16 protein-coding genes are annotated in these 12478 nt (G+C 66.4%); 3 read left to right on the plus strand and 13 right to left on the minus strand.

What is annotated here, in order from left to right; translation table 11 throughout:
- Nucleotides 1-100 precede the first annotated feature (100 nt).
- The 3 genes from AWC16_RS18275 to AWC16_RS18285 form a co-directional block, all read right to left on the minus strand.
- Nucleotides 101-2401, minus strand: coding sequence for a hypothetical protein (locus tag AWC16_RS18275; protein ID WP_234812335.1), 2301 nt, complete (start codon nt 2399-2401; stop codon nt 101-103).
- An 87-nt stretch (nt 2402-2488) separates the two neighbouring features.
- Entirely contained in the window at nt 2489-3505 is a 1017-nt protein-coding gene (locus tag AWC16_RS18280; RefSeq protein WP_085266169.1) for a hypothetical protein, read from the minus strand.
- A complete protein-coding gene (locus AWC16_RS18285) occupies nt 3506-3832 on the minus strand; it encodes a hypothetical protein (protein ID WP_085266170.1) in 327 nt (108 codons plus the stop codon). It lies immediately after the preceding gene.
- 268 nt (nt 3833-4100) lie between these two features.
- Between AWC16_RS18285 and AWC16_RS18290 the strand changes: the two genes are divergently transcribed.
- Together AWC16_RS18290 and AWC16_RS18295 are read left to right on the plus strand one after the other, a co-directional pair.
- Nucleotides 4101-4403, plus strand: coding sequence for a hypothetical protein (locus AWC16_RS18290; RefSeq protein WP_085266171.1), 303 nt, complete (start codon nt 4101-4103; stop codon nt 4401-4403).
- Between the two features lie 41 nt (nt 4404-4444).
- A complete protein-coding gene (locus AWC16_RS18295; protein ID WP_085266172.1) occupies nt 4445-4738 on the plus strand; it encodes a hypothetical protein in 294 nt (97 codons plus the stop codon).
- 86 nt (nt 4739-4824) lie between these two features.
- Here AWC16_RS18295 and AWC16_RS18300 read toward each other — a convergent pair whose 3' ends face one another.
- The 7 genes from AWC16_RS18300 to AWC16_RS18330 all read right to left on the minus strand — a co-directional run bounded on the left by AWC16_RS18300 (nt 4825) and on the right by AWC16_RS18330 (nt 10496).
- Nucleotides 4825-5541 carry a hypothetical protein gene (locus tag AWC16_RS18300; RefSeq protein WP_085266173.1) on the minus strand — a complete coding sequence of 239 codons (717 nt, stop codon included), beginning with the start codon at nt 5539-5541 and terminating at the stop codon, nt 4825-4827.
- Nucleotides 5542-5809: 268 nt separating this feature from the next.
- Complete coding sequence (locus AWC16_RS18305; RefSeq protein ID WP_085266174.1) at nt 5810-6115, minus strand: hypothetical protein; 306 nt, start codon at nt 6113-6115, stop codon at nt 5810-5812.
- Nucleotides 6115-6489, minus strand: coding sequence for a hypothetical protein (locus AWC16_RS18310; RefSeq protein WP_085266175.1), 375 nt, complete (start codon nt 6487-6489; stop codon nt 6115-6117). Before AWC16_RS18310 ends, AWC16_RS18305 begins: the two co-directional genes overlap by 1 nt.
- Nucleotides 6490-6622: 133 nt before the next feature.
- Nucleotides 6623-7195: a hypothetical protein gene (locus tag AWC16_RS18315; RefSeq protein WP_133055982.1), complete on the minus strand. Its 573-nt coding sequence runs from the start codon at nt 7193-7195 to the stop codon at nt 6623-6625.
- Nucleotides 7196-7198: 3 nt separating this feature from the next.
- Nucleotides 7199-8668, minus strand: coding sequence for a hypothetical protein (locus AWC16_RS25670; protein WP_207572355.1), 1470 nt, complete (start codon nt 8666-8668; stop codon nt 7199-7201).
- A gap of 256 nt (nt 8669-8924) precedes the next feature.
- Entirely contained in the window at nt 8925-9794 is an 870-nt protein-coding gene (locus AWC16_RS18325) for an inositol monophosphatase family protein (protein ID WP_234812336.1), read from the minus strand.
- 27 nt (nt 9795-9821) lie between these two features.
- Nucleotides 9822-10496 carry a nucleotidyltransferase domain-containing protein gene (locus tag AWC16_RS18330; protein ID WP_085266178.1) on the minus strand — a complete coding sequence of 225 codons (675 nt, stop codon included), beginning with the start codon at nt 10494-10496 and terminating at the stop codon, nt 9822-9824.
- 145 nt (nt 10497-10641) lie between these two features.
- Between AWC16_RS18330 and AWC16_RS18335 the strand changes: the two genes are divergently transcribed.
- The gene (locus AWC16_RS18335; protein ID WP_085266179.1) at nt 10642-11055 is read left to right on the plus strand and encodes a hypothetical protein; all 414 of its coding nucleotides are present in this window, start codon (nt 10642-10644) and stop codon (nt 11053-11055) included.
- On the opposite strand, the gene AWC16_RS25310 is transcribed toward AWC16_RS18335, so the two are convergent.
- From AWC16_RS25310 to AWC16_RS18350, 3 genes are all read right to left on the minus strand, one after another.
- The gene (locus AWC16_RS25310) at nt 11052-11327 is read right to left on the minus strand and encodes a DUF6247 family protein (RefSeq protein ID WP_085266180.1); all 276 of its coding nucleotides are present in this window, start codon (nt 11325-11327) and stop codon (nt 11052-11054) included. The genes AWC16_RS18335 and AWC16_RS25310 overlap by 4 nt on opposite strands.
- A gap of 106 nt (nt 11328-11433) precedes the next feature.
- Nucleotides 11434-12054, minus strand: coding sequence for an RES domain-containing protein (locus tag AWC16_RS18345; protein WP_085266181.1), 621 nt, complete (start codon nt 12052-12054; stop codon nt 11434-11436).
- A complete protein-coding gene (locus AWC16_RS18350) occupies nt 12051-12398 on the minus strand; it encodes a DUF2384 domain-containing protein (protein ID WP_085266182.1) in 348 nt (115 codons plus the stop codon). Before AWC16_RS18350 ends, AWC16_RS18345 begins: the two co-directional genes overlap by 4 nt.
- Between the last annotated feature and the right edge of the window lie 80 nt (nt 12399-12478).

The following is a 12478-nucleotide window of genomic DNA, read 5'->3' on the forward strand; positions in this document are numbered from 1 at the left end:
CGATCTCAGGTTGCCCACTCAAGCCGGGTTGCGTCACCGCACCCACTCTCCTCTCACTACCCAGTCCACCGCCCTAACCCCCGGCAGCGGGACGGACCGGCTAGTTGCCGGGGGGCACCGCACCTGGGTCCATGCCCGGCTGCCCGCCACGCGGCGGCGTCGGGATGAGCCCCGGGTCGGTCGCAGCCGCGGCCGGCGGCGCGGCCGGCGGTTCAGCATGCCCAGAGGTCTGCTGGATCACCTGCTCCTCCGGCGCCGGCGCACCGTCGTCGGCGAGCCGGAAAATGCCCTCATGTGGACCCGCGAATTTCGCGACCTCATCCAGCGGCTTGAGCTCACCACGCTCGGTGATCACCATGGCCTTACCGTCCTGCTCACCCAGATAGTGCGCATTCTGGTTATTGGCGCCCATCACCACGTCACCAGGCTTGATCTCACCACCAGCGACCGGCGTGCCGATGTCCTGGCCGGGCGGAGGCAGACGGTACCCAGCCTCAGCCGCCGCCTGCCGCAGACTCTTGTGGCTCGACCCGTCCGTGCCGGACAGGTTGTGCGCCAACGCCGCCGACTTCGGATTGTCGAAAGTCCACTTCTTGCCGCCGATTTCTGTGGTGTTGGCCGCCCCGGGCGGACCACCCGGCGTACCCGGAGCCCCCAGACCCGGCCCGGGCTTGTGGGCAGCCGGTTGCGCCGCACCGCCACCGGACCCCACAACCGGAGTACCCAGCGGGCCCTCACCCGGCTTCTTGACCGCCTTCTCGTCAGCCTTCTCGGCCTTGTCCTTGAGCTGGTCATCCAGAGCCTTCTTGAGCGGATCCTGCAGTCCACGCGCCAGCGTGGCGTCATTGGGCCGGGGCATAGCACTGCCCAATCCAGGGATGCCGCTGCCAAGGCCGGGCATCGACGGCATCGTCGGCATACCCATTCCTCCAGGCATCATCGGCATGCCAGGCATTCCGTTGCGCAGCAACGACGCAAGGTCCTTGGCACCCAGGTCAGGCTTCTCACCGACCGGAGCACCCGCCGGCCCCGCCCCAGGCCCACCCGTTTCGTTCGTCGTCGACACCAGACCCGGCCCCGGGGCCGGCCCCGACTCCTGCGCGCCACCACCGGCCGACAGTCCCCCCGGACCCGCCACAGCAGAACGATCGGCGATCGTGAACGGGTCAGCAGCAGCAGCGAGCGCCTGCGCGGTGCGATCCATCGCCGCCACAGCCGAACGCAACTGCTCCGTCGAGTCACCCATCTTGGCTTCATCAACATGATTGGCCCGGAACGGAATCAACCCACTGGTCGAGTTATTGATCTCCACCCGGTTGGCGCGGTTGACCTCACGCAACGCCTGGTAAGCATCGTTAGCGTTGCCGGCACCAGCCATGAGCTGGCGACCAATCGCCGGCAACACCGTGTCCTTGAGCCCATCGAGCGCCGCCACACCCGGCTTGGCCTGCGACCACAGCCGCTGCAGGTAGGGCTCATCAGCAGCCGCAGCCGTGTAGGCCGCCTGGATCGACTCCGCCAGGCCACCAACCTTGGCCGACAGCCCGTTGATCTTCGTTGCGACACCAGCGAAGTCACTGGTGGTTTCGATCCGCGGAGACGCCGGCCACACATCATCGGGATGGAACCGGAACGCAGCCGCATTCGTGCGCACCATGCCCTGATCCATTCGGACGATCGCGGGATCGCGGTTCCCGTCGTGCGTCAACGGCAGGAAGTGCGTCCGCGGCGGCTCCGGCGCCGCATCCAACTCCGGGGCCGCACCGGGCCCGAACATCGACGAGATCAAGTTGTTGACGGCACGCCGCTCACCGGAGTCCAGGACCCACAGTGCCGCGGTCAAACCGAGCCCCAACCCCGGAATCGACATCGCCCCCGCACGCAGCGCCGCCTGCGCTGCGAGCTTGCCCGCCAGCGCCGCACCACGATTGGCCGCCAACCCACTGGCGGTCTTCTTCGCGGCCGTGACCAACGCATTCTTGGCCATAGCCTTGCCGAGTTGGTGCTGGGCGTCCTTGGCTGCGGCCTTACCCGCGGCTTTACCGGTGTCCCGGGCCGCAGTCGAAGCCGCAGACGGTGCGCCCTTCGGCCCGGCGGCCTTGCCAGCCTTCGCATCCGCCTTCGCGCCCTTATCCGACACGTTGTGCGGTGCCGTCTTGTCGTCCATCGGGCTCGGGGCCGAGCCATCCAACGACGTCTGAGGGGCCGTCTGCGGCGGCTCATGCGCCGCGCCGCCAGGGTTGGCAACAGAGTTGAGCGTGCGGTTCACCGGGTCCCACCCGACCAGGCGATGCAGCCCAGCAGCAGCACCGAACGCACCCACCGGGTCAAGCCCGGCACGCATCACATCATCAAGCACATTGGCGTGCCCTCCGGGCACGTCGTATTGCGGTGCGGACATCGACGGCGGCGCCACCTGGCCGTGCCCCGATGACCCACTCCCCCGCGGGCCAAGCCCAAAGCTGGTCATTACGCATTCCCCCCACTGCTAATGCCGCTGACTTTCGCCGCGACCGATGACCCCCGACGTCGCGATATCGGCTTCAATATCGGCACCGGTGAAATCCGGATCGGTATTCATAATAGAGTTTTTGTCCCGACTTTTACCCTGCGCCGCGCCGCCACCAGCACCGCCCATCGGCGGCATCATCGGAGCCATCGGCATACCCCCGCCGGCACCCATACCGCCGCCACCAGCCGATCCCACCGGCGTCGAGGAAACCGCGAATGGGGCAGCTCCACGGCCCGACACATCCGCCCCGGTGACAGCCCCCGACAAGGTCGGCATCTGCTGACCACCAAACGCAGCGCCAGCGGTGTGAGTCTGCCCAGCACCATCGGCGAATTCCGAATCACCGAATTCCCGGTTATGCAAACCACTTCCACCGTGATCACCAGAAGCCAACCGCGCCAGCACACCCGAGACCGGATCCTGCTCCTCGGGCGCAAACCCCGTCGGCGCGCCTGCCTCGGAAGCCTCAGCACCGCCAGGCATTCCACCACCGCCGGTGCCGACCTTCGACAACGATGACAGCAGTCCCATCAGCGGTCCGATCGCAGCAGCAGGGCCAGCCGCGGGCATACGCGCCGCCGAAGACAGATCCCGCGTCGCCGACTCGAGCCCATCGGCCGCGAGCTCCTCGCCCTTCTCAAAGTCCTTCTGCGCATCGCGCTTCTGCGCCAACAGATCAGCGAGGCGCTCGATGGCACTCTGCTCACCACTGGTTCCGGCAGAGTTGATCACCGCTTCCTGCGCCGCCCGGATCTCATCATCCGAAGGCATGGCGACTTCCCGCTGCTTCACCAGCGCCTCGCGCTCCCGAGCCGCCTGCGCTACGGCGGCCGCTGCCGAAGAGATCTGCTCCAAATGGTCACTACGCTCAGCCAGTACGCGGCGGATAGCCTCCGCGGCTTCGCCGCTGCCGTCCTCGTCGATCCCGATCGCCGAGAGCACCTCGCTCAGCGCCGCCAGGTTCGCCGCGACCCGATCCGACTGCTCAGGCACTCAGACCTCCACTCCGTTCGCCTCCAAAAGCTCCAGATAATGACTGTGCCACGCCGCGAACGCATTGATGATGACGCCGTTGAGCACATTCCTCATCTCGACGACGTCACGCTGGCAGAACGCATCAGCGATCTGAATCTCCAGGACCCGACCCCGCCACACCGACACCCCCACCTCCGGCGTGACAACATCGTCGATATACATGCCCACAGCCTGGTCAAAAGCATTCCGCCTCGCCGCGTCAGCAGCTTCGATCTCGTCGACACCGGCCAATACCTCTTGAAGCGTCTGATGCACGTTCCCAACCCCCCTATCGGTGCGCACCACGATTCATCAACTTCAGCTTAAGCGCATTCACCGCGCCGAACCCCGACAACAACGCCCACAGCCCGGATTTCCGCCGCCCACAGCCAGAATTTCCCCAAAAACCGCCCCGACCTGCGCAAAGACAGAACCAGCAACGTCCAGAAAAAACCGGGCGCGCCGCACAAGACCCCTTTGCAGGAGCCAGTAGCGCACTTTAGAATCTGCGAGCAGGGGGTATCGGGAGCTCCTCTCCGAGGCCACCACCGTTAACTGAAGGGAAGGGTCTCAAATGATCATCAAGCTCACCAGTGGTGAAATGCGCAGCATTGCCAACGCCGGACATTCCTCGTCCGTGGACTTCATGCAGACCTATGCGCAGTTCGCCAACCTCGCTGACGAACTCGCCGCGGTCGGCATGCAGGGCCTCGCCGGCCCTGCCGTGGCCGCCAAGGTCGCCGAGCTTAAGGCCAAGGTCGACCAGCACTCCGCCACCGCGCAGGAGAAGTTCCACGGCATCGGCCACTTCGCCGACATGACCGACCAGGCCGAGGCCGAGCGTCAGGGCCGCATCTTCGCCATCACCTCGCTGTAAGCACCGGCCACCCAACAGACTCAACAGGAAGAAGGCACATCATGTCGGACACAGTTCTCTACAACGGCGGACACATCGAAGGCGCCCTGGCGGGCATCATGGCGCTCAACGCCCAGGGTCAGGACCACTCCCACGCCATGGACGCCCAGTACCAGCACCTGGACAACGTCGCCTCCGGTGACGCCACCCAGGCCGGTATGGAATGGGCCATGCAGTCGCAGCAGATCCGCAACGAGGCGTCGGAGATCACCCAGATGGTCCACCGCGCCGTCATGGAGTCCCACCACGACCAGATCGGCATGGACAAGATGGCCCGCGGCTGGATGGGCGTCTGAGCCAATCCGCCTGCTCGGCAATAGGAAAGCCCCGACCGGAAACGGTCGGGGCTTTCCTCTTTGCAACGGCACCTACGGTGCCAGCCTCAGGAGTGCTTCGACCACCAGTCGTAGAGCTTCGCCAACGTAGCCGGCCGCGGACCGGGAGTCTCCACGATGCCCAACAACAGCGCTGAATCATTGGTCCAGGCCACCGTCGGAACATCGTCCGGCACACCGCACATCAACACTCCGGCCTTCTGCGAAAGGTTCGCAGTCCGCCGCCACGGCCCCGGCGACTGCACATTGCCGGGGCACACAACCGCATGGCCCTCATCAACGACGTAGGCCATCAACGCATCCAGATTTTCCTTGTCCTCGGCCAGCGCGTACGTCGCCGAACTCGGCCCATTTGGATCAGTGTTGCGGTAGCAGAACAACTTCGCGCGCTCGCCCGCCTTAGGCGGCACTGGATGGCAGGTGCCGGCGGGATAGCCACGCGGGAGGAGGCTTTCGAGCTTCGCGATGTCCTCGGGGGCCGCGGCCGGTACCGGCGGGATCGCCTCGTCGGCGGCCTGGTCGCCGTCAGATGACGGCCACAGCAGCCACGCCAACGCCAGGACTGCGGCGCCCGCCGCACCCCAACCGATCCACTTCCGCTTGCTGTGCGAGCCCGAGACCCTATAAAAGTCTGCCGCCTCGAAACTGCGGACCAAGTCTGATCGGCCCGCGCTGGCCGGCGGTCGCCGGTATTCGCCAGTGCGCCAATCGTTGTCGAAGTCCTTGGCCGCGGGGGTGGCGACCCGGGCCGCCGGGGGCGGCATGTTCAGGTCATCCCGTCGCGGCGGCACGGCCGCCCGCGCTGGCGCTGGCCCAGACTCCGTTACCGGCTCCGGCTCCGGGGCCGGTAACGGAGTCTGGGCCGGGGCCGGGGCCGGGGCCGGAGCCGAAGCCGAAGGCACTGACGGGGGCACGAACGCCTGAGTCTGCCCACCGACATCGGCAGGACTCGACAGGCTCGGGAATCCGGCTAGGGGGAATCCGATCCGGTCATCGCCATCAGCATCAGGTGATGTCATCGCCGGTACGACTTCAGAGCCCGGCGAACTGCGGACGCCCGTCCTGGATATTGCGTTCCTCCAGTTCAGAGCGGATCAGCCGAATGTAGTCCACCGCAACCAGATCGACGCCGTCCAGGTCCGGGTTGTGGCGCAGCGGCGAGTTCAGCAGGAATTCGCGGTAAGACGCCGCCGCCTGCTCGATACCGGTCCACTGACCGTCAACGAACGCACAGTTGGCGGCGACGATGCTCAGCGTGGATTCTCGGCCCCCGCGGTCATTGGCGACAACCAAGTCCACCGCGGCCTCAGGCCCGTGGGCGATGCTGTACGCCGACATCAGGACGCGCCGGCCGTGTCCGACTCGCCCGTGGGGTGGGTGACGATCGAGGACTCGTCCAGCGACGCCGTCACGTGTTTGAACTGTTCACTGGTGAAGCTCTTGGCCAGCGCCAAGGCCGCGTCCGCGTCCGCCAGGTCGCGGAAGCCACCGACCAAAGTGGCAACTGCGACACGAACACTCGGGTCTTCGGCGCTCTCGTCGTAGGTCAAACCAACCACAGCGTCATTGCCGGAGCCCATCACGAAATCGCCCTTGTCGGCGAAGAAGCTCTTGATCTCAGCCCCGACAGCCTCAATGGCCTCGTCGACAACGCCGCCACGGACGTCGTCCCAGGGCACCAACTCTGCTGTGAAGAACACCGGAATAGCCATGGTGGTTAAGTCTCCTCGATTCGTACGGTCGAGTTTAAAGCGTAGCAGTGGCCACAGCGCATTCTGCCGCCGCGACACAAGCCTCGCACGACGAAAAGCAGGACAGTCCGAGCCCTGGCAGCGGAGCCCTGTTTCAGCTCACAGCCCAGCGGAGCGGGCCGCCGTCACCCGGGTATTCCCACCGCACAAACACAATGTTCGTCCCTTGCGGGACGTCGAAAGCCACCAGCCCGCGGGTGCATTCCGAGGGCAACAGCGTCCCGGTACCGGTGATCGACGGGCTGAACGGTGGCCGCGAGGAATCGAATGGCTTGTACTCGTGGTGTTCAGCGTCGACGAGGCTGAACCCGTAGCCGGTCTTGTTGATCGGCTCCGATCCGGCACACAGTTCACCGTCGAGCACCGCCCACTGGCCCTTCTCTGCCGGGAAATCGGGACTCCGATTCGTCGGGTACTCGAACGAGTGCGGCGTGATCGTCGCCCCGGCACCAGTCGTCTGGCCGTGCCCGACAACCGGATTCAGGTCAGGGAAACCACCTTCGGAGCCGACTGTCGGCGATGCCGGACCCGCCTCGGCTTCACCGGTGTTCACGCTCGGCGTGGAGTGGGCCGTTATTCCGGTCGAAGTCCCCGCAGGGCTGCCACCGGAGCTGCAGCCCGCCAGGAGCAGGCCGCCGACCAGGACGTGGAACGCTTTCGCTTTCACGGCTTAAGCCGGATCTGCGGGCTGGGCGCCGGCGCCGCCAGCCCCGCCTAGTCCGCCGGTCCCGGCCGGACCGGTGCCACTGGTTCCCGGGGTTCCTGCTGTCCCGGCCTGGTTCCCGGAGCTGCCGCCATCGCCGCCATCGCCGCCGGCGCCGGCGAGTCCATTGCCTTGGAAGGCTCCGGCGCCACCGCCGCCGTTGCCGCCGGTCCCGCCGACGCCATTAGGCGAATCGCCGCCGTTACCGCCGTTGCCGCCATCGCCAGCGTCAGCCCCGTGCTGGCCGGTGCCCCCTCTCCCGCCGTTGCCGCCGATGCCCCCATTCCCATCGGCAGCACCGTTGCCGCCAGCACCGCCGTTGCCGCCGTCGCCGCCGGTGTAGCCAGTTCCGTACCCGTAGCCGCCGTCACCGCCGCCGCCGCCTGAGCCGCCGGTGCCGGAACTCCCCACGGCCCCGCCCAGCAGCCCGGCTGCCTTCCCGGCTACTCCGCCATCGCCACCGACGCCGCCGTTACCACCGTCGGTACCGTCACCGGGGGTGCCTGGATAGACAAGGAGCTGAGGCAGGCCGTTGCCAGCGCGGCCGCCGTTACCGCCATCGCCGCCGTTGCCGCTGTTTCCGGCAATCGATCCACCGTCACCGCCCCTGCCGCCATCACCGCCGTTGGCGCCGTCTGCGCCGTAGACGGTGGTGAAACTACCTGTAGGGATGGAGTTGAAGTCAGATCCGAAGCTGGCACCGGACCCACCGATGCCACCGTTACCGCCGTTGCCGAAAAGGCCTGCGCTACCACCGGCTCCACCTGCGGCGCCGTCTCCACTGAAGTCCCAGTAGCCCCACGGATTGACGTCGGGGCCGCCCCCGGTACCGCCGACGCCGCCGTTGCCGAACAGCCATCCACCGTTGCCACCGGCCCCGCCGGCGACGGCCACCGCGGCGTTTGAGTCCTCGTCCACCGGTTGCAGGTAGCCAGCGCCTCCGGCACCGCCATTGCCGAGCATTCCGGCTGATCCGCCGGCGAAACCTGCCGCGCCGTCGCCGCCGTCGCCGAAGAACCAGCCGCCGTTCTGGGCCGCGGCCCCGCCGATGATTTGCCCATCCTCGTTGGTGATCACCGTCGAGTCAGCACCGTTGCAGATCAGCCCACAGTGATTGTCGAAGGCGAACCAGGCGTTGATCGGGTTCAACCACCACAGGTTGTCGTTGATGTAGTCCTCCAGGTGGGCATGCAGGCCACCCTCACCGTTCGCGCCGATCCAGAACAGGTTGAACGTCTCCGCGGCCGAGACCGACGTGTCAGCGGCGACACCAGGATCCGCGGCGCCGAAGCCGACCATGTCGAGCAGGTCCTCGACACCGGACTCGGCGTGCACAGTCGCCGTACTGATCGGTGACAGCAACCCGAACGCCGCGAATGCCCCCGCTGCGCCGACGGCAGCCACCGCCCGGCCCCCTGTACGCCTACCTGTCGTCATGCTGTCGCCCCTCCGGTGACTCAACCCAACCTGACTGTCACCTTAACAATTGGTGAGCGCCCCGCTTTCTCTGGTAACACAACGCAAGCCGCACCGCTGCTCTATACGGCACCGCAGCGAGAGCAGTAAGCTGATAGCGCCTGTTGCGTTGAGCTTCAGGAAGTGAGCCCGAGACCCGGCCGGACGACCGCGGCGCTCGGGCTTCGCGCATTCCCAGGAGTCTCACAGCCCAACAGATCACGGCCCTGGCCCTCGCCTACTGCGGAATCGGCTCCAACCCACCCTCGCGCTGCAGCAACGCAATGAACTCGTCAGCGATGCCTGGCGCCGCCGCCACGATCACCTCACCGCCGCCGAGCTCCGGTCCGGGCAGCACGATCCGCGCACCCGCCTCCGCCGCGATCAGGGAACCCGCCCCGTAGTCCCACGGATTGCCCCCATGCTCGTAGTACACGTCCAGACGCCCGGCCGCCACCATGCACAGATCCAGGGCTGCCGAACCCATCCGGCGCACGTCGCGCACCGCCGGCAGCACCCGGGCCAGCAGCGCCGCCTGAGCCGCCCGATGCCGCGTCGAATACCCGAACCCGGTGCCCAGCAAGGCCACCGACAGCTCGGTAACGTCGGTGCAGCGCAGCCGTGTAGTGCCCTGCCGGCCACTGACATGAGCTCCCAACCCGAGGCCGGCTGAGTAGATCCGCTCACCAACCACGTCCGCGACCGCGCCGGCAATCGACACCCCACCAACCATGGCCGCCACCGACACCGCATAGATCGGGACGCCGTACATGAAGTTCACGGTGCCGTCGATCGGATCGACCACCCACGTGACCGCGTCGGGGCCACCACCGGACACACCGCCGGTGTCACCGCCCTCCTCACCCAGCACCGCATCACCGGGCCGCAAATCAACGAGCCGATCCCGGATCAGACGCTCAGCCTCGGTGTCGACCACCGTCACCGGATCAGTCGGCCCACTTTTCGTCTGGACCAGATCGGAAGCCAGCCTGCCGGCACCTGCACCGAACACCTCGGCACGCCGGCGCCGCACAAATTCCGACGCCTCGGCCACCAACTCCTCGGCCGTAGACCTCAACCGGGCAGGTGCACTACTGAGATTCGCCACGAGGAAATAGCAACACATCCGGCACTCTTAGACACTGCGCTTGGGCTTCGCGCTTGTCTGCGCCGGACGCAGCTGCCGCGTCAGCCAGGACCGCTCTCCCCGGACCGTCAACCCTTGGCCGGCCACATCCCGAATCAACGGCTCGCCAGCGGCGATCGCGGTACGAAGATCGGCCTCCGTGTACACCACAGCCCGGGCATCGTTGCCCGTCCACAAACTCACCGCCCGGGTCAGGTCACTCACCTGCTGATCCCAAACATCCGAATCATCCTGCGGGCGAGCACTCTTCGCTGGTCGCCCGCGCACCAGAAACTGGTCGATGTCACTGTCCAGGCTCATGCGGCCGGTCGCCGCCGACCCGAAGACCGCGGCATAGATCGGGGGCTCCTGCCACTGGCCCAGGTGCTCCGCGATGCGTTCCAGGAGCGTGCTGGCCAGCCGGGTAAGAGCCAGGATTGGCTCGGCCGCAAGGTGTTCACTGTTGAACAGGTAGGTGTTGGTTCGGCCGACCTGGCTCTGCAGGACCACGCCCTGCGCCACCAGTCGTGCGAGCACCTTGCGGATGCCTTCACCGGATGCGGTGGCGACGATGCGCCGAATCTGGCTGATGGTGAATGCCTCGCCGCTCACCGCGGCCAGCACTGCGAGCACGTCGCCGTCGAGCGTCGGGGTGACACTCGCGAATGGTCGATTCAACTGCATCAGCCACCACCCCTAACTGCAACTATAGTTGGATGTTCCCAACTATAGTTGCTTCCCGCCGGGTCGGCGCGCCTCCAGGACAACCCCACCCGACGCCCGACCCGTTCCCTGCCTTAATAGCCATGCCCCGCCGTAGAATTCAGGCATGTTTCAGTCGATCCATGCAAGCCACAACCAGCTGCTGTACCTCGCCTGGATGCACGACATAAACGACATTGCCGACGACGTCCGCGACGACCGCCTGGAAACCATCACCAGCTCCGACAGACAAATAGTCTTCTGGTTCACCACCCACCGAACCGTCCAGATCATCAACCGACCCGCAGCCGAAATGCTAGTCGCTGCAACCGCCTTCACCGCCCGAGACGTTCCGCTGCTGCGCGGCAGTGTCGTCATCACCGGACGCGATCACAATGGAGACCCCGCAGGCCTCAGCGACGAGCAACTGAGCTGGCTGCCAAACCTGGAGCTCCGTGGCCGCGACACGCGAATCCTCGACCGGCGACTCGCTCGCGCTCGCCGACACCGACTCGCTCAATCAGCAGCAGCCCGGCTTTAGCAGTGTGGGTGAGCGCGACCGGGCTCATCTCCCGCGGCGACTCGAGCGACAGCAGCGCGTTCCTCATCCGTTGGCGGATGAATTCGTAGATGAACCCTGCCCCACCACCGGTCGATCACCGCCTCGACACGGGCCAAGTCGAAGTCCTCATCGGCTGCAGCGAGCGCAGTACGGAACTCGCCTTCGAAGTCGACCAGGTCATCCGGTGCGTACTCAGCCAGTGCAGCCCGAATCGCGGGTCCCGATCGTTGCACCTGAATAGCCCCGGCCATGGCTCCATGCTGCCAGATTTGAGTAGCGAAATACCGGACTCTCGCGCCGCTGCGGGAGGTCCGGGCGAGGCTGCGGCAGCTTGCAGAAGAACAAGCCAGGCCGTACCTAGCGGCGTCGGCGGATCGCCTCGGCCCCAGCCTGCTCGAGTGTCTTGAAAAGTCGTCGTATTGAGTCGGGCAGGTTGTGGCGTAGGCGAATCCGGCCGAGAAGACCAGCGAGCCGCGGCGGCGGTTGGCGGACCTGCGATCGGCTGGCGACAACATTAGGCAAGGCTTCCACAAAGACCGCGAGAGTAACGCAGCCGGGAAGCGCTGCCGCTGGAGCCAATATCGCGTCGAATCCAGCAACGCGGGCTGCGGCCGCGACGGCCTGCGTGGCAGCGTAATCGTCCGAAACCAGCTCGCTTTCACCCAAATTGAGATGCGAGCGTGTTCTCCTATCGGTGAGATCGAGGACCTCGAGATCGACCGTGACTCGGCCGATGCGGCGCCGGATCTCGAAGGGGTCGACACCATCATCAACGAAGTGCCGGAAGAGCTCGGCCCATGCGCCCTGCTCCCGACTGGAGGCGTACCAGACGCCCGGCTCACCGGCGCAGTGGTAGCGGCCCGGACCTCGGGCAGGGCTCGCGCAGGAAACGACGGGGCGCCGTGTAGGGCCTTGGTGCCAGTAGCTGCCGGTCAACCTGCGCCGCGGCGCCGTCGCGATCGCCCTTTCGAGGCTCAAACGTAGGAGCCGTCGACGAAGGCTTCAGCTGCGCCGCGCACCTCGTCGTAGCGGTCCTGGGCCAGCAAGTCGATCGGACGTTGGCCGCTAAGGAGCCGATTCATTGCGTGCAGCCATTGACCGACGCCGCGAGGGGTTAGGGAGTCCGAGAGCAGCAAGACAAGGTCGCGGAGCTGTGCGAGCTGGTCGTACCGATCGGCGCGGATGTCGTTGGTACGCCACCCGCGCACAGCGCGGTCTGACACGCGGGTGACTGCGGCGACGTCGAGCTGCGAGATCCCGAACGGCTTCAGCGCGTCCACGATCTCGCTGGCTTCGATTGCTCGATCCAATGTGGCGGCCATCTCAGCCCCTCCCCACTTCCGGTTTTGCTACCGGTAATACTACCGGAATCGTGGTTGTGGTGGCCATGCCATGCTCACCA

The sequence above is a fragment of the Mycolicibacter longobardus genome, assembly GCF_002102265.1.
GTDB classification, from domain to species: domain Bacteria; phylum Actinomycetota; class Actinomycetes; order Mycobacteriales; family Mycobacteriaceae; genus Mycobacterium; species Mycobacterium longobardum.